The 24,069-nt window shown below is 60.7% G+C and carries 23 protein-coding genes; 9 read left to right on the forward strand and 14 right to left on the reverse strand.

Features of this window, described 5'->3' with window-relative positions:
• Positions 1-27: 27 nt before the first annotated feature.
• The 4 genes from lepB to lptF all read right to left on the reverse strand — a co-directional run bounded on the left by lepB (position 28) and on the right by lptF (position 5,071).
• Complete coding sequence (lepB, locus tag QMK47_RS23400; protein ID WP_003205272.1) at positions 28-882, reverse strand: signal peptidase I; 855 nt, start codon at positions 880-882, stop codon at positions 28-30.
• A 5-nt stretch (positions 883-887) separates the two neighbouring features.
• Positions 888-2,687 carry a translation elongation factor 4 gene (gene lepA, locus QMK47_RS23405; protein WP_003205274.1) on the reverse strand — a complete coding sequence of 600 codons (1,800 nt, stop codon included), beginning with the start codon at positions 2,685-2,687 and terminating at the stop codon, positions 888-890.
• A 208-nt stretch (positions 2,688-2,895) separates the two neighbouring features.
• A complete protein-coding gene (gene lptG / locus QMK47_RS23410) occupies positions 2,896-3,957 on the reverse strand; it encodes an LPS export ABC transporter permease LptG (protein WP_060740808.1) in 1,062 nt (353 codons plus the stop codon).
• Complete coding sequence (gene lptF / locus QMK47_RS23415; RefSeq protein WP_214512406.1) at positions 3,950-5,071, reverse strand: LPS export ABC transporter permease LptF; 1,122 nt, start codon at positions 5,069-5,071, stop codon at positions 3,950-3,952. Before lptF ends, lptG begins: the two co-directional genes overlap by 8 nt.
• A gap of 312 nt (positions 5,072-5,383) precedes the next feature.
• On the opposite strand from lptF, the gene QMK47_RS23420 reads away from it, so the two are divergent.
• The 5 genes from QMK47_RS23420 (at position 5,384) to rlmF (ending at position 12,105) form a co-directional block, all read left to right on the forward strand.
• Complete coding sequence (locus tag QMK47_RS23420) at positions 5,384-6,874, forward strand: leucyl aminopeptidase (protein WP_253477761.1); 1,491 nt, start codon at positions 5,384-5,386, stop codon at positions 6,872-6,874.
• A 60-nt stretch (positions 6,875-6,934) separates the two neighbouring features.
• Positions 6,935-7,363 (forward strand): DNA polymerase III subunit chi, encoded by a 429-nt coding sequence (locus QMK47_RS23425; RefSeq protein ID WP_014340012.1) that lies wholly within the window; start codon positions 6,935-6,937, stop codon positions 7,361-7,363.
• 8 nt (positions 7,364-7,371) lie between these two features.
• Positions 7,372-7,737, forward strand: coding sequence for a DNA polymerase III subunit chi (locus QMK47_RS23430; protein WP_253477768.1), 366 nt, complete (start codon positions 7,372-7,374; stop codon positions 7,735-7,737).
• Positions 7,738-7,978: 241 nt separating this feature from the next.
• Positions 7,979-10,825, forward strand: coding sequence for a valine--tRNA ligase (locus tag QMK47_RS23435; protein WP_253477785.1), 2,847 nt, complete (start codon positions 7,979-7,981; stop codon positions 10,823-10,825).
• 254 nt (positions 10,826-11,079) lie between these two features.
• Complete coding sequence (rlmF, locus tag QMK47_RS23440) at positions 11,080-12,105, forward strand: 23S rRNA (adenine(1618)-N(6))-methyltransferase RlmF (protein WP_320389396.1); 1,026 nt, start codon at positions 11,080-11,082, stop codon at positions 12,103-12,105.
• A gap of 189 nt (positions 12,106-12,294) precedes the next feature.
• Here the strand turns inward: rlmF and QMK47_RS23445 are convergent, their stop codons facing one another.
• On the reverse strand, positions 12,295-12,576 hold the full coding sequence (locus QMK47_RS23445; protein WP_003205289.1) for an HU family DNA-binding protein: 282 nt from the start codon (positions 12,574-12,576) through the stop codon (positions 12,295-12,297).
• Between the two features lie 396 nt (positions 12,577-12,972).
• Here QMK47_RS23445 and yejK point away from each other — a divergent pair, with 396 nt between their 5' ends.
• Both yejK and QMK47_RS23455 read left to right on the forward strand, forming a co-directional pair.
• Positions 12,973-13,977, forward strand: coding sequence for a nucleoid-associated protein YejK (yejK, locus tag QMK47_RS23450; RefSeq protein ID WP_253477790.1), 1,005 nt, complete (start codon positions 12,973-12,975; stop codon positions 13,975-13,977).
• Entirely contained in the window at positions 13,977-14,333 is a 357-nt protein-coding gene (locus tag QMK47_RS23455; protein WP_253477794.1) for a glutaredoxin family protein, read from the forward strand. Before yejK ends, QMK47_RS23455 begins: the two co-directional genes overlap by 1 nt.
• 187 nt (positions 14,334-14,520) lie before the next feature.
• Here QMK47_RS23455 and QMK47_RS23460 read toward each other — a convergent pair whose 3' ends face one another.
• The 5 genes from QMK47_RS23460 to QMK47_RS23480 form a co-directional block, all read right to left on the reverse strand.
• Positions 14,521-15,456: a glutathione S-transferase family protein gene (locus tag QMK47_RS23460; RefSeq protein WP_320389397.1), complete on the reverse strand. Its 936-nt coding sequence runs from the start codon at positions 15,454-15,456 to the stop codon at positions 14,521-14,523.
• 79 nt (positions 15,457-15,535) lie between these two features.
• Positions 15,536-15,859 carry a GIY-YIG nuclease family protein gene (locus QMK47_RS23465; RefSeq protein WP_413817746.1) on the reverse strand — a complete coding sequence of 108 codons (324 nt, stop codon included), beginning with the start codon at positions 15,857-15,859 and terminating at the stop codon, positions 15,536-15,538.
• Positions 15,860-15,899: 40 nt separating this feature from the next.
• A complete protein-coding gene (locus QMK47_RS23470) occupies positions 15,900-16,370 on the reverse strand; it encodes a nuclear transport factor 2 family protein (protein ID WP_063324522.1) in 471 nt (156 codons plus the stop codon).
• Between the two features lie 87 nt (positions 16,371-16,457).
• Positions 16,458-17,786, reverse strand: a complete 1,329-nt coding sequence (locus QMK47_RS23475; protein WP_408980819.1) for a CynX/NimT family MFS transporter — start codon at positions 17,784-17,786, stop codon at positions 16,458-16,460.
• Positions 17,776-18,435, reverse strand: a complete 660-nt coding sequence (locus QMK47_RS23480) for a FadR/GntR family transcriptional regulator (protein WP_258689274.1) — start codon at positions 18,433-18,435, stop codon at positions 17,776-17,778. The genes QMK47_RS23475 and QMK47_RS23480 overlap by 11 nt, the downstream gene beginning before the upstream one ends.
• Before the next feature lie 156 nt (positions 18,436-18,591).
• Between QMK47_RS23480 and QMK47_RS23485 the strand changes: the two genes are divergently transcribed.
• Together QMK47_RS23485 and QMK47_RS23490 are read left to right on the forward strand one after the other, a co-directional pair.
• A complete protein-coding gene (locus QMK47_RS23485) occupies positions 18,592-18,903 on the forward strand; it encodes a type II toxin-antitoxin system MqsR family toxin (protein ID WP_320389398.1) in 312 nt (103 codons plus the stop codon).
• Positions 18,900-19,382, forward strand: a complete 483-nt coding sequence (locus tag QMK47_RS23490) for a type II toxin-antitoxin system MqsA family antitoxin (protein WP_253477813.1) — start codon at positions 18,900-18,902, stop codon at positions 19,380-19,382. Before QMK47_RS23485 ends, QMK47_RS23490 begins: the two co-directional genes overlap by 4 nt.
• 60 nt (positions 19,383-19,442) lie before the next feature.
• Here the strand turns inward: QMK47_RS23490 and QMK47_RS23495 are convergent, their stop codons facing one another.
• From QMK47_RS23495 to QMK47_RS23510, 4 genes are all read right to left on the reverse strand, one after another.
• Positions 19,443-20,207 (reverse strand): amino acid ABC transporter ATP-binding protein, encoded by a 765-nt coding sequence (locus tag QMK47_RS23495; RefSeq protein ID WP_003205299.1) that lies wholly within the window; start codon positions 20,205-20,207, stop codon positions 19,443-19,445.
• An 11-nt stretch (positions 20,208-20,218) separates the two neighbouring features.
• On the reverse strand, positions 20,219-21,316 hold the full coding sequence (locus QMK47_RS23500) for an amino acid ABC transporter permease (protein ID WP_214512393.1): 1,098 nt from the start codon (positions 21,314-21,316) through the stop codon (positions 20,219-20,221).
• A gap of 10 nt (positions 21,317-21,326) precedes the next feature.
• A complete protein-coding gene (locus tag QMK47_RS23505) occupies positions 21,327-22,508 on the reverse strand; it encodes an amino acid ABC transporter permease (RefSeq protein ID WP_214512392.1) in 1,182 nt (393 codons plus the stop codon).
• Positions 22,509-22,573: 65 nt separating this feature from the next.
• On the reverse strand, positions 22,574-23,605 hold the full coding sequence (locus QMK47_RS23510; protein WP_253477816.1) for an amino acid ABC transporter substrate-binding protein: 1,032 nt from the start codon (positions 23,603-23,605) through the stop codon (positions 22,574-22,576).
• Positions 23,606-24,069: the final 464 nt, after the last annotated feature.

The raw sequence follows: 24,069 nt of genomic DNA on the forward strand, positions 1-24,069 counted from the left end.
CGCTGTGTTCAACAGCGCCGTGGGTGATTACTTGATCAGGCCAACCCGCGAGAAATTCGGCAGGTGACTGAGTTTGGGTTCCGGCCAGCTCATCCAGACCGCAAAGGCCTTGCCGACGATGTTCCGGTCCGGGACCATGCCCAGCAGGTCCTTGGGAATGTTCGGATCATCCCAGTACCGGCTGTCGTTGGAGTTGTCGCGGTTGTCGCCCATCATGAAGTAGTGCCCCGCCGGTACGGTCCACGAATGGTCCGGTGTAGCGCGGTAGCGGCTCATTTCCTTGCGGATCAGGTGCTCGGCCTCGCCGAGTTTTTCCCGGTAGAGCTCGGCACTGCCCAGCGTACCCGGCTCGGAGCCGAGCAACTGTTCGGCCACCGATTCGCCATTGACGAACAGGCGCTTGTCGGCGGTGTAGCGAACCGTGTCGCCCGGCAGGCCGACGACACGCTTGATGTAGTTGACGTTCGGGTCGCTCGGGAAGCGGAACACCATGACATCGCCGCGTTGCGGGTCACCGACTTCGATGACTTTCTTGTCGATCACCGGCAGGCGGATCCCGTAGGAGAACTTGTTCACCAGGATGAAGTCGCCCACGTCCAGGGTCGGCTTCATCGAGCCGGACGGGATCTGGAAAGGCTCCACCAGGAACGAGCGCAGCACCAGCACGATGAACAGCACCGGGAAGAACGACTTGCCGTACTCGACCAGCAGCGGTTCCTTGTTGAGCTTTTCGACCACTACACCATCAGGCTGGCTGACGCTGCCCTGATAAGAGGCGATGGCCGCCCGGCGCCGAGGCGCCAGGAACAACAGATCAAGCAACGCCAACAGGCCGCAGACAAACACGGCGATAACCAGCAACAGCGGGAAATTTAGCGACATAGGACCTAACTATCCAACCTGAGCACCGCAAGGAAGGCTTCCTGTGGAATTTCCACGTTACCGACCTGCTTCATGCGTTTTTTACCGGCCTTCTGCTTTTCCAACAGCTTGCGCTTACGGCTGACGTCGCCACCGTAGCATTTGGCCAATACGTTCTTTCTGAGCGCCTTGACGGTTGTACGCGCCACAATCTGCCCGCCAATGGCGGCCTGGATTGCCACATCGAACATCTGCCGCGGAATCAGTTCCTTCATCTTCTCGGTCAATGCACGACCTTTGTAGTGCGCGTTGTCACGGTGCACGATCAATGCCAGGGCATCGACTTTCTCACCGTTGATCAGCACATCCAGCTTCACCAGATTAGCCGATTGGTAACGATCGAAATGATAGTCCAGCGAAGCATAACCGCGACTGGTGGATTTGAGGCGGTCGAAGAAGTCCAGTACCACCTCGTTCATCGGCAGGTCGTAGGTCACCTGGACCTGCGTGCCGAGGAACAGCATGTCGTGTTGTACGCCACGCTTCTCGATGCACAACGTAATGACGTTGCCCAGGTGCTCCTGAGGCACAAGGATGTTGGCCCGCACGATCGGTTCGCGCATGTCCTCGATGGCCGACAGGTCCGGCAGCTTGGACGGGTTGTCGACGTAGATGGTTTCGCCGTTCTTGAGCAGCAGCTCGAAGATTACGGTCGGTGCCGTGGTAATCAGGTCCAGGTCGTATTCGCGCTCCAGGCGCTCCTGGATGATTTCCATGTGCAACATGCCCAGGAACCCGCAGCGGAAGCCGAAGCCCAGGGCATCGGAGCTTTCCGGGGTGTATTGCAGGGACGAGTCGTTCAGGGTCAGCTTTTGCAGGGCTTCGCGGAAATCCTCGAAGTCGTCGGAGCTGACCGGGAACAGGCCGGCATAGACCTGCGGCTGGATGCGTTTGAAACCTGGCAGCACATCGACGTCGGGGGTGGAGCTCAAGGTCAGGGTGTCGCCGACCGGCGCCCCGTGGATGTCCTTGATACCGGCGATGATGAAGCCCACTTCACCGGCCTTCAGGTCTACGGTGGCGGTGTGTTTCGGGTTGAATACACCGACGCTGTCCACCAGGTGGATCTTGCCGGTGGACTTGACCAGGATCTTGTCGCCCTTCTTCACGCGGCCATGGCGCACGCGAACCAGGGACACCACGCCCAGGTAGTTGTCGAACCAGGAGTCGATGATCAACGCTTGCAGCGGATCTTCGATGTTGCCGGTCGGTGCGGGAATGGTGTGCACCAGGCGCTCGAGCACTTCGTCCACGCCCAGGCCGGTCTTGGCACTGCAGGTGACCGCGTCGGTGGCATCGATGCCGATGATTTTCTCGATTTCTTCCTTCACGCGGTCCGGATCGGCCTGGGGCAGGTCGATCTTGTTCAGTACCGGCATGACTTCCAGGCCCTGCTCGATGGCCGTGTAGCAGTTGGCAACCGACTGGGCTTCGACGCCCTGGCCGGCGTCGACCACCAGCAGCGCACCTTCACAGGCCGCCAGCGACCGGCTGACTTCATAAGTGAAGTCGACGTGGCCCGGGGTATCGATGAAGTTCAGCTGATAGGTGATGCCGTCGCGGGCCTTGTAGTAGAGGGTAACGCTGTGGGCCTTGATGGTGATCCCGCGTTCACGCTCCAGGTCCATGGAGTCCAGGACCTGGGCTTCCATTTCACGCTCGGCCAGGCCGCCGCACATCTGGATGAAGCGATCGGCCAGCGTCGACTTGCCATGGTCAATGTGGGCGATGATGGAGAAATTGCGGATATGACTCAAATCACTCACGGATCAACACTCAAAAAGGCTGCAGGCATAGCCCGCCGAAAAATAGCCGGGAATTGTACCTGATACACCGCGCGAGTGGGAGCAAAGCTTGCTCGCGAAACGGCCGCCCCGATCCATGAAAGACCGCAGGGCCTTCATCGCGGGCAAGCCTTGCTCCCACAGATTGCCACACAGCCTTGCTTCCACAGCCCCCTCGCTACACGTGCAATCAACCGGCCCGACGCAACAGCCAGAGCCCGGCCAACGCGCAGACACCGGCCGGCACCAGCACCGCAAACAGCGGCGAGAAGCCGAACACCAGGCTCGACGGCCCCAGCAGATCCTGGGCAATGCGGAAAGTGAAGCCCACCAGTACGCCGGTAAACACCCGCTGGCCAAGGGTCACCGAACGCAGCGGACCGAAAATGAAGGAAATCGCCATCAACACCAGGGCAGCGGTGACCAACGGCTGCAACACCTTGACCCAAAAAGCCAGCCAGTAGCGGCCGTTATTCAAGCCCTGGTCCGCCAGGTAGTGGATATACCCCCACAAGCCGGTAATCGACAGGGATTCAGGCGCCATCACCACGGTGCTGAGCAGCTGCGGGCTGATCGACACGTCCCAACGCTCCTGCGGGGCGGCGACCACCTCGGTGCGCTTGTCATGAAACAAGGTGGTCGTGACATCGCTCAACTGCCAGTGGTCCTCGGCGAAATTGGCGCGCTTGGCAAAGCTCGACGACAGCATGTGCCGCTGGTCGTCGAAGCGATAACGGGTCACGCCGTACAGAATGCCGTTGGGCTGGACCGAGTTGATATGGATGAACTCGTCGCCCTGGCGGTGCCACAGGCCGTGCTTGGCGCTTTGCGCATCGCCGCCGCCCTGGGCCAGGGAACGGTTGGCCTGGGCAGTATTTTCGGTGGCTGGGGCGATGTATTCGCCGATCAACACACCCACCAGCATCAACACCAGCATGGGCTTCATCACCGCCCAGACGATCCGACCAATGGACACGCCGGCGGCGCGCATGATGGTCAGCTCGCTGTTGCTGGCCAGGCTGCCCAGGCCGATCAGGCAACCGATCAGCGCGGCCATCGGCAGCATGTCGTACAAACGCCGTGGTGCCGTCAGCAGCACGTAGCTCGCCACGTCCGTCAGCGTGTAGGTGTCGCTGACATCGCTCATTTCATCGATGAAGGCAAACAGGGTCGCCAGGCCGAGGATGATCCCCAGCACCGCGAGGATCGCCATGAACACGCTGCTGCCGATGTAGCGATCGAGTTTAACCACGGGCCACCTCCAGCGCGCTGCGACGACTGGCCAGCTTCAGGCGTAGCGGCTCCCAATAGAGCAGCCCCAGGCCGATGGCCAGGAAGATCGAGTGCACCCACCACAGGCCCAAGGCTGGCGGGATCTTGCCTTTTTCCAACGCACCGCGAGCGGAAATCAGGATGGTCAGGTAAGCCATATACAGAAGAATCGCCGGCAGCAGCTTGAGGAAACGCCCCTGGCGCGGGTTGACCCGCGACAGCGGGACCGCCATGAGGGTCACGATAAACACCAGCAGCGGCAAGGACAGGCGCCATTGCAGCTCGGTACGGGCACGAATGTCCTTGTTGCCCAGCAGGCTGGCGGTGGGCATCGCGTCGCGATCAGTGACTTCGTCGCTGACCTCGGGCTTGGGCAACAGCACGCCATAGGTGTCGTACTGGATGGCCCGGTAATCGGCCTGCCCGGGCTTGCCGTCATAGCGATAGCCGTTTTTCAGGATCAGGTAGCGGTTGCCGTCGGGACTGATTTCCTGCCGGCCCTTCTCGGCCACCAGCACGGAAATGCCGCGGTCCTTCTTGGTATCCGAAGACAGGTTCTTTTGGGTAATGAAGACGCCACCCAGGTCGATCCGGTCGTCCGAGAGCTGTTCGGTGTAGGTCACCCGCGTACCGTCGCGCAGGGCCTGGAAACGCCCCGGCACCAGGGTGTCGAACTCGGTCATGGCGTCCTGCTGGTTGATCAGCAACTGGAACTGGTTGGCGCCCTGGGGGGCCAGGCTCAGGCTCAGCCAGGCCACCACCAGCGCCACCAACGTGGCCGGGAACAGCGTCATGCGAAACAGGCGCTGTTGGCTCATGCCGGTGGCCGACAGCACGGTCATTTCGCTGTCCAGGTACAAGCGCCCGTAGGCCAGCAGGATGCCGAGGAACAACCCCAGTGGCAGGATCAATTGCAAGAAACCCGGCAGGCGGAACCCCATGATCAGGAACAGCGAGCCCGGGTCCAGGGCGCCGGAGGCCGCCTGGGCGAGGTATTTGATGAAGCGCCCGCTCATGATGATGACCAGCAGCACGGCGCTGACGGCGCTCAGGGTCAGCAGGACTTCACGGGATAGATAACGAAAGACGATCAAACCAGACACTCCAGGGTTGTCAGGCTAAGGCGGCCAAACAAGAAACGTATCGAGTCGGCCCGCCAACGCGAGCCGCCGAAAAAAGAGCCGCATTATCCTGTGATTGGAGGCGCCTGTCACTTCGCACGCTTTAAGCCGGTGCTTAAAGCCAAAAGTTAGCGCCGTCGAGGGTTGTCAGGCTCGGGCGCCGGGGTTCAAACTGCGGCCTTTGTCGCCGGCAAGCACCGGCGCTTCTTTTATATAGAAGAAGCTCGCTCAGCGCGCCATTGTGTCGGCGCCTGGCCTCTTGACCATTGACTCAGGGATCCGGACATGGAACTGGTTGTAAAAAGCGTCAGCCCAGAAACGTTGAAAACCGCCACACTGGTAGTCGCCGTCGGTGAAAACCGCAAGCTCGGCGTAGTCGCCACCCAGCTCGATACCCTGAGCGGCGGGGCCATCAGCGCCGTACTCAAGCGCGGCGACCTGGCCGGCAAGGTCGGCCAGAGCCTGTTGCTGCACAACCTGCCCAATCTCAAGGCCGAGCGCGTGCTGCTGGTGGGCGTGGGCAAGGACGCTGAACTGGGCGATCGTCCGTTCCGTAAAATCATTGCCGGCGTGCTGGGCACCCTCAAGGGCCTTGGCGGCGCTGAGGCCGCCCTGGCGTTGGACGAATTGGTGATCAAGGGCCGCGACAGCTACGGCAAGAACCGCTTGCTGGCCGAAACCCTGGTAGACGGCGAATACCAGTTCGACCAGTTCAAGAGCCAGAAAGCCGAACCCCGCGCCCTGAAAAAAATCACCGTGCTGACCATCAAGGCCGCCCAGGCTGAAGTCCAGCGTGCCGTGACCCACGCCACCGCGATTGCCAACGGCATGGCGTTCACCCGCGACCTGGGCAACCTGCCACCGAATATCTGCCACCCAACGTTCCTCGGCGAACAAGCCAAGGCACTGGGCAAGGAATTCAAGGGCCTGAAGGTCGAAGTCTTCGACGAGAAGAAAATCAAGGACCTGGGCATGGGTTCGTTCTACTCCGTCGGCCAGGGCAGCGCCCAGCCACCGCGCCTGATCGTCATGCAATACAACGGTGGCAAGAAATCCGAGAAGCCGTACGCACTGGTCGGCAAGGGCATCACCTTCGACACCGGCGGCATCAGCCTCAAGCCGGGCGCAGGCATGGATGAGATGAAGTACGACATGGGCGGCGCCGCGAGCGTGTTCGGCACCCTGCGCGCCGTGCTCGAACTGCAACTGCCGATCAACCTGGTGTGCATCCTGGCCTGCGCCGAGAACATGCCCAGCGGCACGGCCTCGCGCCCAGGCGACATCGTCACCACCATGAGCGGCCAGACCGTGGAAATCCTCAATACCGACGCCGAAGGCCGCCTGGTGCTGTGCGATGCCCTCACCTACTCCGAGCGCTTCAAGCCGCAAGCAGTGATCGACATCGCGACCCTGACCGGCGCCTGCATCGTCGCCCTCGGCTCCCACACCTCGGGCCTGCTGGGCAACAACGACGAGCTGATCGGCCAACTGCTCAGCGCCGGCCAACAAGCCGACGACCGCGCCTGGCAGTTGCCGCTGTTCGACGAGTACCAGGAACAACTGGACAGCCCGTTTGCCGACATCGCCAACATCGGCGGCCCGAAAGCCGGGACCATCACCGCAGCCTGCTTCCTGTCGCGCTTTACCAAGAACCTGAACTGGGCGCACCTGGACATCGCCGGCACGGCGTGGACCAGCGGTGGCAAGGACAAGGGCGCCACCGGTCGTCCGGTGCCCCTGCTGACCCAGTACCTGCTGGACCGCGCCAAGGCCTGACACCAATGACCGTCGTTGGCGTCACCCTCGGGTGGCGTCAGCGGCGGCTCAGGAACCGCAATGACCAAAGTCGATTTCTATATCCTGCCCAGCGCCGACCCGTCGGCGCGGCTGGATTTCGCCTGCAAGCTCGTTGAAAAGGCCTGGCGCATGGGGCACCGCATCTACCTGCATTGCAGCGATGCCGCCCAGCGCGAGGACCTGGACGCACGCTTGTGGGCTTTCAAGGGCGAGAGCTTCGTGCCCCACGGCCCGGCCGAAAACGAACCCGAAGGGTTGATCGTGCTTGGGCTGGGGGATGACTGCGGCCAGCACCAGGACCTGCTGGTCAACCTCGACCTGAAAGTACCGGCCTTTGCCCAGCGCTTCGCCCGTGTGGCGGAAGTGGTGGTCGAAGACCCGGCCATCCGACAAGCCGCGCGGGAGAGTTTCCGTTTCTACCGCGAACAGGGCTATCCTCTGCAAGACCACCGTTTACAGCGACTCTGAGCCCTACGATGGACACTCCAAAACCGCCACAAAAGCCCGCGCACCTGCTGGATGACCTCGAGTCGATCCGCCAACTGCTCGGCGACGACAACCTGCAACCGCCGCTGCTGACCGACACGGTCGTGCACGAGCCGGTGCATGACGAACAGATCCCCCTGCTGTTCGACCCGATCAACGGCCAGCCGGAACCCAAGCCTGCTGCCAAGACCGAAGCCAAAGGACCCGACGCCCTGTTGCACCTGGACAGCGAACTGCGCGCTGCCGCGCAGTTGATCCTGCAAGACGTCATCGACGACTTCGCCCCGCACATCGAGACCGAGATCAAGCGTCGGCTGGATGCGCGGATGGAGCGGTTGCTCAGCCAGTACGAGTAACCCCCAGACTTACTGACCACCGAACACCTTGTGGGAGCGAGCTTGCTCGCGATAGCCGTGTGTCAGTCAACATCAATGTTGCTGATCTGCCGTTATCGCGAGCAAGCTCGCTCCCACATCGTTCCGTTGCGCCCACAAGCCATCTGCCAAGCTTCCAGCTTGCTGCATGTGGCTTGCACCAGCCCCGCCCGCTATACTTCCCGGCTTTTCCTGAATAAATGCCAATAGGGTCCCGCCGCGCATGGATAAGACCTACCAGCCGCACGCCATTGAAACTTCCTGGTACAACACCTGGGAGTCCGAGAATTATTTCGCTCCGCAAGGCGCGGGCGATTCCTACACCATCATGATCCCGCCGCCAAACGTCACTGGCAGCCTGCACATGGGCCACGGTTTCAACAACGCAATCATGGACGCGCTGATCCGTTTCCGGCGCATGCAAGGTCGCAACACCTTGTGGCAGCCGGGCACCGACCACGCTGGTATCGCCACGCAGATGCTGGTGGAACGCCGCCTCGAAGCCCAGGGCCAGAATCGCCATGACCTGGGTCGCGAGAAATTCCTCGAGAAAGTCTGGGAATGGAAAGACGAGTCCGGTGGCAACATCAGCCGCCAGATCCGTCGCCTCGGCTCGTCCGTGGACTGGAGCCGCGAACGCTTCACCATGGACGACGGTCTCTCGGAAGCGGTGAAGGAAGCCTTCGTGCGCCTGCATGAAGACGGGCTGATCTATCGCGGCAAGCGCCTGGTCAACTGGGACACCAAGTTGCACACGGCCATTTCCGACCTCGAAGTGGAGAACCACGACGAGAAAGGTTTCCTGTGGAACCTGAAGTACCCTCTGGCCGACGGCGCCAAGACCGCCGAAGGCAAGGATTACCTGATCGTTGCCACCACGCGTCCGGAAACCATGCTGGGCGACTCCGCCGTGGCGGTGAACCCGAACGATGAACGCTACCAGGCGCTGATCGGCAAGTTCGTCGAACTGCCGCTGGTTGGCCGTCGTATCCCGATCATCGGCGACGACTACTGCGACCCTGAATTCGGTACCGGCTGCGTGAAAATCACCCCGGCCCACGACTTCAACGACTACGAAGTCGGCAAGCGCCACAACCTGCCGCTGCTGAACATCTTCGACAAGAACGCCAACATATTGCCGGCAGCCCAGGCATTCAACCTCGACGGCACGCTGAACGAAAGCGTCGACGGCCAGATCCCGGCCGAATACGCCGGCCTGGACCGCTTCGAAGCACGCAAGCAGATCGTCGCGGCATTCGATGCCGCCGGCCTGCTGGTCAGCGTCGACGACCATGCCCTGAAAGTCCCGAAAGGCGACCGCTCCGGCACCATCATCGAACCGTGGTTGACCGACCAGTGGTACGTGTCCACCAAGCCGCTGGCTGAACCTGCGATTGCCGCCGTGGAAGACGGCCGCATCCAGTTCGTGCCCAAGCAATACGAAAACATGTACTTCTCGTGGATGCGCGACATCCAGGATTGGTGCATCAGCCGCCAGCTGTGGTGGGGCCATCGCATTCCGGCCTGGTACGACGAGTCGGGCAAGGTCTATGTCGGCCGCGATGAAGCCGAAGTCCGCGCCAAGCACAACCTCGGCCCGGACGTTGCCCTGGCGCAGGACAACGACGTCCTCGACACCTGGTTCAGCTCGGGCCTGTGGACCTTCTCGACACTGGGCTGGCCGCAGCAGACCGAGTTCCTGAAGAAATTCCACTCCACCGACGTGCTGGTCACCGGCTTCGACATCATTTTCTTCTGGGTCGCCCGGATGATCATGATGACCATGCACCTGATGAAGAACGAAGACGGCACGCCGCAAGTGCCGTTCAAGACCGTCTACGTCCACGGCCTGGTGCGCGACGGCCAGGGCCAGAAGATGTCCAAGTCCAAGGGCAACGTCCTCGACCCGCTGGACATCATCGACGGCATCGACCTGGAAACCCTGGTGCAGAAACGCACCTCCGGCCTGATGCAGCCGAAACTGGCGAAGAAAATCGAGAAAGCCACCCGCGAAGAATTCGCCGAGGGCATCGCCAGCTACGGCACCGACGCCCTGCGCTTCACCTTCTGCTCACTGGCGTCCACCGGTCGCGACATCAAGTTCGACATGGGCCGCGTCGAAGGCTATCGCAACTTCTGCAACAAGATCTGGAACGCCGCGCGCTACGTGCTGGACAAAGGCGAAGACTGCGGCCAGAACGGCGAAGCCTTTGAGCTGACCCTGGCCGATCGCTGGATCATTTCGCAGTTGCAACGCACCGAAGCCGAAGTGACCCGCCAGCTCGATCAGTTCCGTTTCGACCTGGCCGCGCAAGCCTTGTACGAGTTCATCTGGAACCAGTATTGCGACTGGTACCTGGAGCTGTCCAAGCCGGTGCTGTGGGACGAAAACGCACCGGTCGAACGCCAGCGCGGCACCCGTCGCACCCTGGTGCGCGTACTGGAAGTGGCCCTGCGCCTGGCGCATCCGTTCATGCCGTTCATCACCGAGGAAATCTGGCAGCGCATCGCACCGCTGGCAGGCGTCCAAGGCAAGACGATCATGCTGCAACCTTGGCCAGTGGCCAACGAAAGCCGCATCGATCCGGCGGCCGAAGACGACATCGAGTGGCTCAAGACCTTCATGCTCGGCCTGCGTAACATCCGCGCCGAAATGAACATCGGCCCGGGCAAGCCACTGGCCTTGTTCCTGAAGAACGCCAGCGCCGAAGACCTGCGCCGCCTCAACGAAAACGAGGCGCTGCTCAAGAAACTGGCGAAGCTTGAATCGGTGACGGTCCTGGCCGCCGGCGAAGAAGCACCACTGTCGGCCACCGCCCTGGTTGGCGAGATGGAAGTGCTGGTGCCGATGGCGGGCCTGATCGACAAGGCCGCGGAACTGGCGCGCCTGGACAAGGAAATCCTGCGCCTCAAAGGCGAAGTGCAGCGGGTCGGCGGCAAGCTGTCCAACGCCGGCTTCGTCGACAAGGCGCCGGCCGAAGTCATCGAGAAGGAACGGGCTAAACTGGCCGAGGCTGAACAGGCCTTGGGCAAGCTGGCCGAGCAACATGGGCGGATCTCCAGCCTGTAACGGCGGTTCGCAATGAAAAAGGAGGTCCTATTGGACCTCCTTTTTCATGCCCACCCCTTTCCTTTCAAGTACCGCAACCCCTGTGGGAGCGAGCTTGCTCGCGATAGCGGCGGGTCAGCCAACCCATATGCCAACTGACAAACTGCTATCGCGAGCAAGCTCCCTCCCACATTTAAATCGCGCAGCCATCAAGACCGGGCCGGATGTGGGACAATGCCCGCCACTTTTTGAACCATCCCCGAATCGACTCGCCCATGACCGCCCCCCGCACACCCAAACCTGCCCGCCAGAAGCCCAAGCCCGCCCCAGCGGCTAAAACCGTGGCGCCGCGTGAGAAGGCCAGCCTGCATCCGCGCAACCGCCACCAGGGCCGCTACGACTTCCCAGCGTTGATCAAGAGCACGCCGGAACTGGCAAAGTTCGTGATCACCAACCCCTACGGCAAGGAAAGCATCGACTTTGCCAGCCCCGACGCCGTACGGGTGTTCAACCGGGCGCTGCTCAAGGCTTTCTATGGCATCGCCCACTGGGATATTCCGGCCGACTACCTGTGCCCGCCGGTGCCAGGTCGGGCGGACTATGTGCACTTTCTCGCCGATTTGCTCGCCAGCCACAACGCCGGTGAAATCCCCCGCGGGGCGGCAGTCAAGGTGCTGGACATCGGCACCGGCGCCAACTGCGTCTATCCGTTGATCGGCTACAGCGACTACCGCTGGCACTTCCTCGGTTCGGAGATCGACCCGACGGCCATCGCCTCGGCCAAGGCCATCGTCCAGTCCAATGGTTTGAACAAGGCCATCCAGTTGCGCCAGCAAGCCAACCGCAAGCAGATCCTCCTGGGCCTGTTGGAGGATGGCGAACGGTTCGACCTGACGATGTGCAACCCGCCGTTCCATGCGTCCCTGGAGGAAGCCACCAAGGGCAGCCAGCGCAAGTGGCGGGCACTGGGCAAGGCCGATCCGAAGCGCAAGCTGCCGGTGCTGAATTTCGGCGGTCAGGCTGCGGAGTTGTGGTGCGAGGGCGGGGAAGCCCGGTTCGTGACGCAACTGATCGGCGAAAGCGCGCAGTTGGCCGGGCAAGTGCTGTGGTTCAGCACCCTGGTGTCGAAGGCGTCGAACCTGCCGGCGATTCAAACCGCGCTGAAAAAGGCCGGGGCGCTGCACAGCCAGGTGGTGGAGATGTCCCAGGGCCAGAAGCAGAGTCGTTTCGTGGCCTGGACCTTCCAGACCGAGGCCCAGCAACAAGCCTGGCGCCAGTCGCGTTGGGTTCGCAAGGATTAGAAAGACGCTGCTCTACTGTAGGAGCTGCCGAGCGAAGCGAGGCTGCGATCTTTTGATCTTTCACTTGAGATTCAACTGCCAGGGGAAAGATCGCAGCCTCGCTTCACTCGGCAGCTCCTACAGGTGGTTTCAAGGCAATAAAAAACCGTGCCCGGATCGCTCCGAGGCACGGTTTTTTTTACTTCGGTCTTACTTGTTGACCGCGTCGGTCAGGCCTTTGGCCACAACCAGCTTGATCACTTTCTTGGCAGCGATTTCGATGGCAGCGCCAGTCGAAGGGTTGCGGCCGGTACGGGCAGGACGCTCGGTGACTTTCAGCTTGCCAACACCTGGCAGAGTGATTTCGCCGCCATTTTCCAGCTGATCGGCAACGACTTGGCCCAGTTGGTCCAGCAGCGAACGCACGGTAGCTTTTGGTGCGTCTACAGATTCAGCCAAATCAGCGATCAGTTGGTCTTTAGTAAGAGCCATGTAGTGTTCCTTCCCTATCAAATTCATATGGATTGCAGAGTGCAGTGTCAGCCATCGAGCCCGATCTCTCTTGATCAGGCACCCTCGGCAATCACCGCGACGGATCGGGGTAATAGATGCCGAAAACCGGGTTTGGTTCGACCTGACAGATGCTGAATGCACGCTTAACGCAGTGACTTCGCGTAAGACCGGGCAAAACTAGCACAACGCCTCTGAAATATCCGCCTCTAGCTACCCATTTGGTCAGCTTTCTTGCGCTAAAACGTTAAAAAAATGCATATAGGGTGTCGGACGGGTCTGAAAGGGCCTTTGCCGGATTCCAAAACCAGTGATTGCGGTACACTGGGCCCTTTTTCGGGGAGCGCGCCCTCCTCTCTTTCAACAGCCGAGAAATCCATGCCGATCCGTCATTGCATCGTCCACCTGATCGACAAAAAACCCGACGGCACCCCAGCAGTGCTCCATGCCCGCGACTCCGAACTGGCAGAGTCCTCGGCCATCGAGAACATGCTCGCCGACCTCAACGAGAGCTATAACGCCAAGCAAGGCAAGGCCTGGGGCTTTTTTCATGCCGAGTCCGGGGCGCATCCGTTCAGCGGCTGGCTGAAGGAGTACCTGGACGGCGGCAAGGACTTCACCGCCTTCAGTCGCGTGGCGGTGGAACACCTGCAAAAGCTGATGGAAGAGTCCAACCTGTCGGTGGGCGGCCACGTGCTGTTCGCGCATTACCAGCAAGGCATGACCGACTACCTGGCCATCGCCCTGCTGCACCATAGCGAAGGCGTGGCGGTGACCGATGAGCTGGACGTGACCCCGTCCCGCCACCTGGACCTGGGCCAGTTGCACCTGGCGGCGCGGATCAACGTGTCGGAATGGCAGAACAACAAGCAATCGAAGCAGTACATCTCGTTCATCAAGGGCAAGAACGGCAAGAAGGTCTCGGAATATTTCCGTGACTTCATCGGCTGCCAGGAAGGTGTCGACGGCCCCGGCGAGACCCGCACCCTGCTCAAGGCCTTCAGTGACTTCGTCGAAAGCGAAGACCTGCCGGAAGACGATGCCCGGGAAAAGACCAAGACCCTGGTCGACTACGCCAGCAGCCAGGCCAAGCTCGGCGAGCCGATGGGCCTGGAAGAACTGTCCGGGCTGATCGATGAAGATCGCCCGAAAGCCTTCTACGATCACATCCGCAACAAGGACTACGGGTTGTCGCCGGAAATCCCGGCGGATAAACGCACCCTCAACCAGTTCCGCCGCTTCACCGGCCGCGCCGAGGGCTTGTCCATCAGCTTCGAAGCGCACTTGCTGGGCTCCAAGATCGAGTACGACGAAGAGGCCGGCACGCTGATCATCAAGGGCCTGCCCACGTCGCTGACCGACCAGCTCAAGCGTCGCAATTGATGTTTGGTGGGGTGCTGAAGAAATTCCTGCTGATTCTGCTGGTGGTGGTGGCCTATCAGAACTGGGGCAAGATCGAGCGGGTGTTCAACCCGTCACAGATGGTTTCCGAGCAGGTTCGCAGCAACGCCCGCGTCGTGCTGTATGCCACCGACTGGTGCGGCTACTGCAAGGCAACCCGGCGGTTCCTGGATGAGAAAGGCGTGCCGTTTCGCGAGTTCGATATCGAAAAGGACATCCAGGCGCGCAAGGCCTATGAGGCTCTAGGCGGTCGAGGGATTCCGATCCTGGACGTGAACGGCACGTTGATTCGTGGGTATGAGCCGGAGAATATTCTCAGGGCGTTGTCCGCGATATAGGTATGAGGGCCTCATCGCGAGCAAGCTCGCTCACGCACAGTGATTGGCGGCAAACGCAGATCCAGTCAACCACACACCGCCCCTGTGGGAGCGAGCTTGCTCGCGATAACGGACCGATATTCAACATCAATATCGACTGATCTGGCGCCATCGCGAGCAAGCTCGCTCCCACAGGGTCATTCGTTGTTCATCGAGCTTCGATCCGGAAGCCAAACCGCGGAAAGTGCACATGCACCACCCCGCCCCGCGCGTCTTCGCGACGCAGAATCAATTCTTCGCTGCCAGCAAACAACAACTCCCCGACCACCGGATCGACGCCATAGTCGGTCGCAGCGATACTCACCTGTTGCCCTGTCATGAACCCGTTCGGCTCGTCGAATGCCTCATCCGGCAGCGCTGCCGGCGTAGCGGTGCGGGCAACGTCCAAGGCTTCTTCGGCGCTCATCTGGCTCGAGGCACCATGGCCGAAACCCAACACCCGCGCCAGCCAGGCCGAGACAGCCGGATACGCATCCACCAGCGACGAGGTGACCGGAGTGCCCTTGAGGAACCACAGTGGATGGGCCATGGCGAAGTCGGCAATCGACGGATCACCCAACAGGAAATCGCCCTCCTCACGCTGCAACTGTTGCTCCAGCCGGGCCATGATCGTCGGCCATTGGTGCTTGGCCTGCTCGGCGGCCAAGCGTGTAGTCGTGCCGCCACTGAACAGCCCGGCACGATCACTGATGAACGCCTTGATCGCTTCGGGCGATAGCTTGGCGAACCGCACCGCCACCGACTCCGGCTGGAACACCAGGCTCACCGCATGCTGGAACACCACCGAATCGGCCCAGGCCGCAAAGGACGCGGCAAGCATTTCCCGGCCTTCGGGGAACAGCGCCGGCGAGGCTTTTTCCTGCTCCAGGCGGCGGGCCATCAGCGACGTATCGCAATAGATATCCGCGCCGACCTGCAATACCGGCGTCTTGCGGTAACCACCCGTCAGCGCCGTCAGGTCAGGCTTGGGCATCATCGGCGGGATGCTCACCGAACGCCAGGACAGCCCCTTGAAGCCCAGCAGCAGCCGGGCTTTTTCCGCGAAAGGAGACGTCGGGTAATGATGAAGGATCAGCTCTGACATGAGATTAGCCACTGCAGGAATGAAGTCCTACAGCTTAGCGCGCCTGATCGAGACAGCCTACCGGCCTGATAAAGGCCTATCAGCCCGGCTGATCGAGCGACAGCGCACTGGCCACCAGGCATTCCTTGGCGCTTTTCTTGAGTTTTTTGATCAGCCGCTCCTGGCGTAGGGCCTCGCCCTTGTCGCGACAGGCCTCGGTGTACACCAAAGCCACTGCCGGGCTGGACAGGAAGAAGCGTGCCCCCTTGCCGCTTTGATGCTTGGCGAAACGCCGCACCGGGTCATCACTGATGCCGCAGTACAGCGAGCCGTTGGCGGCCCGCACCAGGTAGACAAACCAGGTTTTGTCCGCTTCGGCTGGGCCTTGTGCAGGCAGATCGGGAGAGGGGGTGGCGGTCGTCACTAGATGTTCAACAGATCGGCAAAGACAAGCCGCGATCTTATCAGCGACTGGCCTGGAACGCCCGCAGCCCCTTGAGCGCCTGGGCCCTGACGGCGTTGCGCACCAGTGGTGTCCAGCCCAGCAACAGGCCCTTGGCACCTAATGCCTGGCGAGACCAGCGCCACAGATCGAAGCTGTCGTGGTGCTCGCAGATCTTGCCGTCGCGAAAAACGAAGCGCGCCTGAATGTCATTGATCACGACGTTGCCGGTCTGGCTGAACAAGTACGTCGCCACCCAATGAGCACCACCGGTACGCTCATCGCTGCGCACGTTATCGAAGGTCAGGGAAAAGTCCTTGGCCCGGGTCGTCAGCATGCGCCACATGTCGCCGGCATCGCGCCCGCGCAGCTCGCCGAACGCCGGGTCGCTGAACAGCACGTCGTCGGTGTAGCAAGCGCTCATGGCTTCGGCGTCCAGGCGTTGGAAGGCCTGATAAAAACGACTGATCAAGGCGTTGTGGGCATCACTCATGGACAGGCTCCGAAAAACGTTTCAGTAGGCCAGTACGATAATCTGCCGCCGCAGGGAAGACTATCGTCATTCGCCATGAAAATGATATCAACGAAGGTCAGTGACCCTTTCGCTGCTGACCCCGACGTAAAACGCCCGGCCTGCGCCGATGCCCGCGACGATCGCCCCCAGGCCAACCAGGCCGAAGATCCAGCCCAGGGCATTCCAGCCGCCGGTCAAGTCGTGGACCACACCCACCGCGAACGGCCCCAGGGACGCCAGCGTATAGCCGAAGCCCTGGGCCATGCTGGAAAGGTTGGCGGCCACGTGGGCGTCCCGCGAACGCAGCACGATCAGCGTGAGCGCCAGGCTGAATGATCCGCCCTGCCCCAGCCCCAGCAGGATCGCCCAGCCCCACAAGCCATCGAGCGGAGCGTAGAGGCAACCGAACAACCCGCCCAGGACCATGAGCATGACGATCACGATGGCCAGGCGTTGGTCCTTGCCACGTGTTGCCAACCAGGGCGCCGCGAGGGAACTGATCAACTGCACGATGACCGAACCGGACAGCACCAGCCCGGCCTGGGTTGGCGTCAGGCCGCGTCCAATCAGGATCGACGGCAGCCAGCCAAAGACGATGTAGGCCAGGGACGATTGCAGCCCCATGTACAAGGTTACTTGCCAGGCCAGGGGATCTCGCAGCAAACCGCGGACCCGGTACGCCACTTGGTGGGCACCGTGTTTCTCGCCCACTTGCGGTAACCAGAACATCGCGGCCAGTAGCGCCGGGACCACCCAGAAGCCCAGGCCCAAGGCCCAGCTGTGGCCAAGCTGCTCGCTCAGCGGCACGGTCGCCCCGGCCGCCATCGCCGCGCCCAGGCACAAAGCCATGGTGTAGACACCGGTCATGGTGCCAGCCTGCTTGGCGAAGTCACGCTTGACGATGCCCGGCAGCAGCACGCCGATCACACCGATACTCGCGCCGGCCAGGATGCTGCCGACAAACAGCCCGACCTGACCGAAGGCGCTGCGCAAGACAATCCCACCCGCCAGCGTCAACAAGATCCCCAGCACCACGCGCTCGGCACCGAAGCGCCGCGCCAGCACCGGCGCCAGCGGCGCGAACAGGCCCAGGCAAAGCACAGGCAATGTGGTCAGCAAACCGGCCTGGGCAGCCGACAGGCCGAGGCTTCTTGATACTTCGCTGAGCAACGGCGCCATGCTCGACAACGCCGGACGCAGGTTCAGCGCCACCAGGATCAACCCGAGCAGCAACAGCCAGGGACGACGCACCAACGGATGGCGCTGCTGGGCCTGCTCATCGTCGGCCTCGGCGTCAATCAACAGTTCTTCGAGTTCGGCGGCGCGTTTGGGCGCCGTCGAAGTGGCAGGGTCAAGCAGATCGCGGGACATGGAAAGCTCGGGTTCAGGGTTCATTGATCAACTGCCGGCAAAGGGCCTTGGCCTGCTCCGGATCCTGTCGTTCGACGGCCTCAAGGATTTCGACGTGCAGGTCGAACACATGTTGATGGCGGGGAATGATGTTGAGGCTCTGGCGCAGCTGTGCGCCGATGACGCTCGAAAAGTAGCGATACAGCTCGCTAAGTGCGGGGTTGTGCGCGGCATCCACCAATAGACGGTGGAACACCAGGTCGCAGGCGATGTAGTGCTCCAGGTCCCCGTGGTAATGCTCGGCACTGGTTCGCAACGCCTGGCGCAAGGCAAGCAAATCCGCCTCGGTGCGCCGTAGCGCCGCCAGGCCAATGGCTTCAACTTCGAGGATGTGCCGGGTTTCCCGGGCCTGTTCCAGAGAGCAGCGCGACAGCACCTTGAGGGTATCCAGCGGATCGACCACCGCACGCACGTAGCTGCCGTCGCCCTGACGGATCTCGATCAAACCGGAAAACGCCAGCACACGCATGGCTTCGCGCACGGTGTTGCGGCTGATCCCCAGCTCCGCGACCAACTCCGGTTCGGTGGGCAAGCGCTGGCCGACAGCCCATACCCCGTCGCTGATACGCCGACGCAATTGCTCCAGGGCCTGATCGACCAGGGAGCGTTTTATTAATGGAGAAATATCTGACATGGAGTTCGCCCTTTCATCCAATCATGGGATGAATTTTCTGACATGTTAGTCAGCTTCGCGTAGGACAGCAACCGCCTAGGGTCAATGGAGGGAAAAGAAACTAAATTTTTGATTAGTAAAAACTACCCTATAAGGGTAATTTTGGAACAAGACCTCATGGAAAAGAGCACACCCCATTACGACCTAGGCGTGATCAAGGCGGATATCAAGCGGCTTGGAAGAAAGACGTTCACCATCACCGCGACAAAAACCGCCGGGACGCTGGGTTTGGCAGTTTCGGACATGTTGGAGGTCGCTTGTGGGCTTCGGCGCCAGCAGTTCTACAAGTCCGTAACGACCTACGATGACCATCGGGTCTGGCACGACGTTTATCACACCGACTCACAGGGTCTGGAAATTTACATCAAGGTGACCTACCGCCCAAGCGGCGGCCCACCGGTGATTTCATTCAAGGAGAAAACCCCATGAAAGCTCAGCAGTGTTTCAGCTGCGGCGCTCCGCAGGGCATGTTGCATTTCGAGGGGCGCGCAGAGACCCTGTGCGTCAAGGGACTGGAACGCCGGATCGATGATTTGTCTGGCTGGGAATGCCAGATGTGTGGCGAGGTCGAACTCGACCCCGGTTGCTCGGATCGTTACACAGATGCGGGGGATGAACTGGTCATCGCCGCCAGGAAGATGATTGGCGAAGAGATGAAACGCATCCGTCGCAAACTGCATCTGTCGCAAAAAGAAGCGGTGTCGTTTTTGTCAGGTGGCGGGCACAACGCGTTTTCCCGCTACGAGCGCGGTGAGGTGTTGCCGCCAAGAGCGTTGATGCTGCTGATGCGCCTGCTTGATCGCTACCCGCATTTGCTTGCAGACGCGCGAGCCCTGGCTGAAGGTGCGGACTTGAGAGGGTTCAAGACTACGGTGCACAAAGAGCACGAGACCCTCACGACTCACTGAGTCTGCTGCAAAAAAATAAACCCGGACAAGTCCGGGTTTATTTCACTGCCTAAGGCCGGATCAATGCAGGATCTGGCTCAGGAACAGCTTGGTGCGGTCATTCTGCGGGTTGTCGAAGAAGTCGTTCGGCGCGGCCTGTTCGACGATTTCACCCTTGTCCATGAAGATCACGCGGTTGGCCACGGTACGGGCGAAGCCCATTTCGTGGGTCACGCAGAGCATGGTCATGCCGTCTTCGGCCAGACCGATCATGGTGTCCAGCACCTCTTTCACCATTTCCGGGTCGAGGGCCGAGGTCGGCTCGTCGAACAGCATGATTTTCGGCTTCATGCACAGGGCACGGGCGATGGCCACACGCTGTTGCTGACCGCCGGAGAGCTGGCCCGGGTACTTGTTCGCCTGCTCTGGAATGCGTACGCGCTCCAGGTAATGCATGGCGATTTCCTCGGCCTTGCGCTTGGGCATCTTGCGTACCCACATCGGCGCCAGGGTGCAGTTCTGCAGGATGGTCAGGTGCGGGAACAGGTTGAAGTGCTGGAACACCATGCCGACTTCACGGCGGATCGCTTCGATCTGCTTGAGGTCGTTGGTCAGTTCCACGCCGTCGACCACGATGCGACCCTGCTGGTGCTCTTCCAGGCGGTTGAGGCAGCGGATGGTAGTGGACTTGCCGGAGCCCGACGGACCGCACAGCACGATACGCTCGCCCTGCTTGACGTTCAGGTTGATGTCTTTCAACACGTGGAACTGGCCGTACCACTTGTTGACGCCCTGCATCTGAATAATGCCTTCAGGGCTCACAGGCTGTTTGATCGCTTCACTCATAAACTACGCTCCTAACGCTTGTGGCCAGTGTCCAGCTTGCGTTCCAAATGCATGGAATAGCGGGACATACCAAAACAGAAAATCCAGAACACCAGGGCGGCGAACACATAGCCTTCAGTGGCCATGCCCAGCCATTTCGGGTCGGCGGCAGCTTGTTTCACGCTGTTGAGCAGGTCGAACAGGCCGATGATGATCACCAGGCTCGTGTCCTTGAACAACGCAATGAAGGTGTTGACGATACCCGGAATCACCAGCTTCAGGGCTTGCGGCAGAATCACCAGGCCCATGCTGCGCCAGTAACCCAGGCCCATCGCTGCGGCCGCTTCGTATTGCCCCTTGGGAATGGCTTGCAGGCCACCACGCACCACTTCGGCAATGTAGGCCGACTGGAACAGAATCACCCCGATCAACGCCCGCAGCAGCTTGTCGAAGTTCATGCCTTCAGGCAGGAACAGCGGCAACATCACCGAGGACATGAACAGCACCGTGATCAACGGCACGCCGCGCCAGAACTCGATGAAGGTCACGCAGACTACACGAATCGCCGGCATGTTCGAACGACGGCCCAAGGCCAGGACGATACCTAGCGGCAGTGCACCGACGATACCGACGGTGGCGATCACCAGGGTCAGCATCAGGCCGCCCCATTGGCTGGTCGCCACGGCGTCCATGCCGAACACGCCGCCGTGCAGCAGGCACCAGGCGATGATCGGATACAGCACCAGGAAACTCAGGCCATAGATCGCCTTGCGCGGGAAGCGCGAGATGAACAACGGCGCCACACCGATCACTGCCAGCCACACGGTCAGGTCGACGCGCCAGCGCAGATCCGTCGGGTAATAGCCGTACATGAACTGACCGAAACGCTGCTGGATGAACACCCAGCAGGCGCCTTCCTTGGTGCAGTCGGCGCGGGTGGTACCGACCCAGTTGGCATCGAGGATCGCCCAGTGCAACAGCGGTGGAACGATCAGGTAGATCAGGTAGAACGCAAACAGGGTCAGCAGCGTGTTGATCCAGCTGGAGAACATGTTGGCGCGCATCCACGCCACCACGCCGATGCTGCTGCCCGGCGGGGGCATGTCTGGTTTGAAAGTATGAGTCGTCATGCGCGTTTCCTCACCGCTCGATCAGCGCAATGCGCTTGTTGTACCAGTTCATCAGCAACGAAATGCTGATACTGATCGCCAGGTACACACTCATGGTGATCGCAATCACCTCGATGGCCTGGCCCGTCTGGTTCAACACTGTGCCAGCAAACAGCGAAACCATTTCCGGGTAGCCGATACCGGCCGCCAGGGAGGAGTTTTTCGCCAGGTTCAGGTATTGGCTGGTCAACGGTGGAATGATCACACGCAGGGCCTGCGGGATGATCACTTTGCGCAGGGTCGGACCGTTGCGCAGTCCCAGGGAACGGGCGGCTTCGGTCTGGCCGTGGCTGACCGACTTGATGCCCGAGCGCACGATCTCGGCGATGAACGCCGCGGTGTACACGGTCAAGGCCAGGGTCAAGGCCAGCAGTTCCGGGATCAGCACCCAGCCACCGACGAAGTTGAAGCCCTTGAGCTCCGGCATTTCCCAATGCACCGGCGCACCAAAAAGCAGCGCGCTCAACGCCGGGATCACCAGGAACAACGCCAGGCCGACCCAGAACTTATGAAACGGCTCGCCAGTCGCTTCGAAACGCTTGTTGGCCCAACGCGTCATCAGCACGATGGCGACGATCGCCAGCACAACACTGATCACGAACGGCCAGAAGCCTTCGGCCATCAGCGCGGCAGGCATGTTCAGGCCCCGGCTGCTGACAAAGAAGGTATCGCCGAAGTTATGGGCGGCCCTCGGTCCTGGCATGCTCAGGAATACCGCGAAGTACCAGAACAGGATTTGCAGCAGTGGCGGGATATTACGGAAAACCTCGACATAAACGGTTGCCAGCTTGGAAATGATCCAGTTCTGCGACAGCCGTGCCACACCGATGATGAACCCCAGGATGGTTGCCAGGATCACACCGATGAACGTGACCAACAGCGTATTGAGCAACCCGATGAGAAAGACCCGGGCATAGCTGTCCGCTTCGGTGTAGTCGATCAGGTGTTGGGCGATGCCGAAACCGGCACTGCGTTCCAGGAAACCGAAACCGGAGGTGATGCCTCGGTGCTGAAGATTGGTTTGTGTGTTATCGAACAGAAACCAGCCCAGCGCGATAACCGCCACGACAGTGACGATTTGAAATACCCACGCACGCACTCGTGGATCGCTGAGGCTGAGCCTCTGCTTAGGTGCGCCGATTGAATTTTGCATGAAGTGCCCCGCAAAGAATGGAACAGAACATCACCCGGTGGTTGGCCCACCGGGTGATAGAACCATCAGCGCACTGGTGGTGCGTATTGAATGCCGCCAGCGTTCCACAGAGCGTTCAGGCCGCGATCGATTTCCAGCGGAGTGCCCTTGCCGAGGTTGCGCTCGAACATTTCACCGTAGTTGCCGACCTGCTTGACGATCTGCACAACCCAGTCTTTCGGCAGTTTCAGGTCTTTGCCGTATTCACCGTCAGCGCCGAGCATACGCGCGACGTCAGGGTTCTTGGTGGACTTGGCTTCGGCCTCGACGTTTTTCGAGGTCACGCCGGCTTCTTCTGCGTTGAGCATGGCGTAGCCAGTCCAACGGACAATGGCCAGCCACTCGTCGTCACCGTTACGCACGACTGGGCCCAGAGGCTCCTTGGAAATGGTTTCCGGCAGAACCACGTAGTCCTTTGGCGAAGCCAGCTTGCTGCGCTGGGCGAACAGCTGGGATTTGTCCGAGGTCAGTACGTCGCAACGACCGGATTCCAGCGACTTGGCGCTTTCATCGGAGGTGTCGAAAGTGATCGGGGTATACTTCAGGCCGTTGGCGCGGAAGTAGTCGGAAACGTTCAGTTCGGTGGTGGTACCGGCCTGGATGCAGATGGTTGCACCGTCCAGTTCCTTGGCGCTCTTGACGCCCAGCTTGTTGTTGGCCAGGAAGCCGATGCCGTCGTAGTAGGTGATGAAGCCTGGGAATTTCAAGCCCATGCCCGCGTCACGGGAGCTGGTCATGGTGGAGTTGCGCGAGAGCATGTCGATTTCGCCCGACTGCAGCGCGGTGAAGCGCTCCTTGGCGTTCAACTGGCTGAACTTGACCTTGGTCGCATCGCCAAATACAGCAGCGGCCACGGCACGGCAGAAGTCAGCGTCGATACCGACGATCTTGCCGGTCGAATCAGGCACCGAGAAACCCGGCAGGCCATCACTCACACCACATTGCACAAAACCTTTTTTCTGCACGGCATCCAGAGTTGCACCCGCCTGAGCGAACCCGCTGACACCAAGGACTGCTGCTGCAGTCATGACGGCCAGGGTGGATTTCAGTAACTTCATTCAAACCTCCAGTTTTGCTCTTGTTGTGTCGGAGCTCGAGTCCTGTCGCACCCTTTTGGGGCGTTGCCGACCCTTGTTGGCTTTTTTTAGGGTCAACCGACGTCTGGACCTTCGCTATGAGTCTAATAATGAGGATGTCCGTAAACAGTGGTCATGCCCATCTCTCACCAATCGGCCGAACGGGCTGTAGCCCTTCACGTTCGCGAAGCCCGTAGCGGCTGCTGGCGAACATTCATCACCGGATTTCTGATATCCCATGCGTAGCGGTGAACTGATAGTGTTACCGCACAGCGTAAGAATCATCACTCAGGTACACCCATAGCAAAGCCCGTACCAGACCGCTGCGCTTAGCCCTTGTAAAACACGTCAAGACAAAAACTTTCAATTTTGCGACATCTAATTAACTGAGACACCGGGCACGCACTGTAATCACGCACTGATAGGGCGCGCCCGCACAGATTTGG

The organism is Pseudomonas sp. P9_35 (genome assembly GCF_034008205.1).
Taxonomy (GTDB): Bacteria; Pseudomonadota; Gammaproteobacteria; order Pseudomonadales; family Pseudomonadaceae; genus Aquipseudomonas; species Aquipseudomonas kilonensis.

Excerpts from the sequence above, each read along its gene's own strand:
- lepB (WP_003205272.1), bottom strand. The coding sequence starts at position 882 with ATGTCGCTAAATTTCCCGCTGTTGCTGGTTATCGCCGTGTTTGTCTGC.
- QMK47_RS23420 (WP_253477761.1), top strand. The coding sequence starts at position 5,384 with ATGGAACTGGTTGTAAAAAGCGTCAGCCCAGAAACGTTGAAAACCGCC.
- QMK47_RS23425 (WP_014340012.1), top strand. The coding sequence starts at position 6,935 with ATGACCAAAGTCGATTTCTATATCCTGCCCAGCGCCGACCCGTCGGCG.
- QMK47_RS23430 (WP_253477768.1), top strand. The coding sequence starts at position 7,372 with ATGGACACTCCAAAACCGCCACAAAAGCCCGCGCACCTGCTGGATGAC.
- QMK47_RS23435 (WP_253477785.1), top strand. The coding sequence starts at position 7,979 with ATGGATAAGACCTACCAGCCGCACGCCATTGAAACTTCCTGGTACAAC.
- rlmF (WP_320389396.1), top strand. The coding sequence starts at position 11,080 with ATGACCGCCCCCCGCACACCCAAACCTGCCCGCCAGAAGCCCAAGCCC.
- QMK47_RS23445 (WP_003205289.1), bottom strand. The coding sequence starts at position 12,576 with ATGGCTCTTACTAAAGACCAACTGATCGCTGATTTGGCTGAATCTGTA.
- yejK (WP_253477790.1), top strand. The coding sequence starts at position 12,973 with ATGCCGATCCGTCATTGCATCGTCCACCTGATCGACAAAAAACCCGAC.
- QMK47_RS23455 (WP_253477794.1), top strand. The coding sequence starts at position 13,977 with ATGTTTGGTGGGGTGCTGAAGAAATTCCTGCTGATTCTGCTGGTGGTG.
- QMK47_RS23460 (WP_320389397.1), bottom strand. The coding sequence starts at position 15,456 with ATGTCAGAGCTGATCCTTCATCATTACCCGACGTCTCCTTTCGCGGAA.
- QMK47_RS23470 (WP_063324522.1), bottom strand. The coding sequence starts at position 16,370 with ATGAGTGATGCCCACAACGCCTTGATCAGTCGTTTTTATCAGGCCTTC.
- QMK47_RS23475 (WP_408980819.1), bottom strand. The coding sequence starts at position 17,786 with ATGAACCCTGAACCCGAGCTTTCCATGTCCCGCGATCTGCTTGACCCT.
- QMK47_RS23480 (WP_258689274.1), bottom strand. The coding sequence starts at position 18,435 with ATGTCAGATATTTCTCCATTAATAAAACGCTCCCTGGTCGATCAGGCC.
- QMK47_RS23485 (WP_320389398.1), top strand. The coding sequence starts at position 18,592 with ATGGAAAAGAGCACACCCCATTACGACCTAGGCGTGATCAAGGCGGAT.
- QMK47_RS23490 (WP_253477813.1), top strand. The coding sequence starts at position 18,900 with ATGAAAGCTCAGCAGTGTTTCAGCTGCGGCGCTCCGCAGGGCATGTTG.
- QMK47_RS23495 (WP_003205299.1), bottom strand. The coding sequence starts at position 20,207 with ATGAGTGAAGCGATCAAACAGCCTGTGAGCCCTGAAGGCATTATTCAG.
- QMK47_RS23500 (WP_214512393.1), bottom strand. The coding sequence starts at position 21,316 with ATGACGACTCATACTTTCAAACCAGACATGCCCCCGCCGGGCAGCAGC.
- QMK47_RS23505 (WP_214512392.1), bottom strand. The coding sequence starts at position 22,508 with ATGCAAAATTCAATCGGCGCACCTAAGCAGAGGCTCAGCCTCAGCGAT.
- QMK47_RS23510 (WP_253477816.1), bottom strand. The coding sequence starts at position 23,605 with ATGAAGTTACTGAAATCCACCCTGGCCGTCATGACTGCAGCAGCAGTC.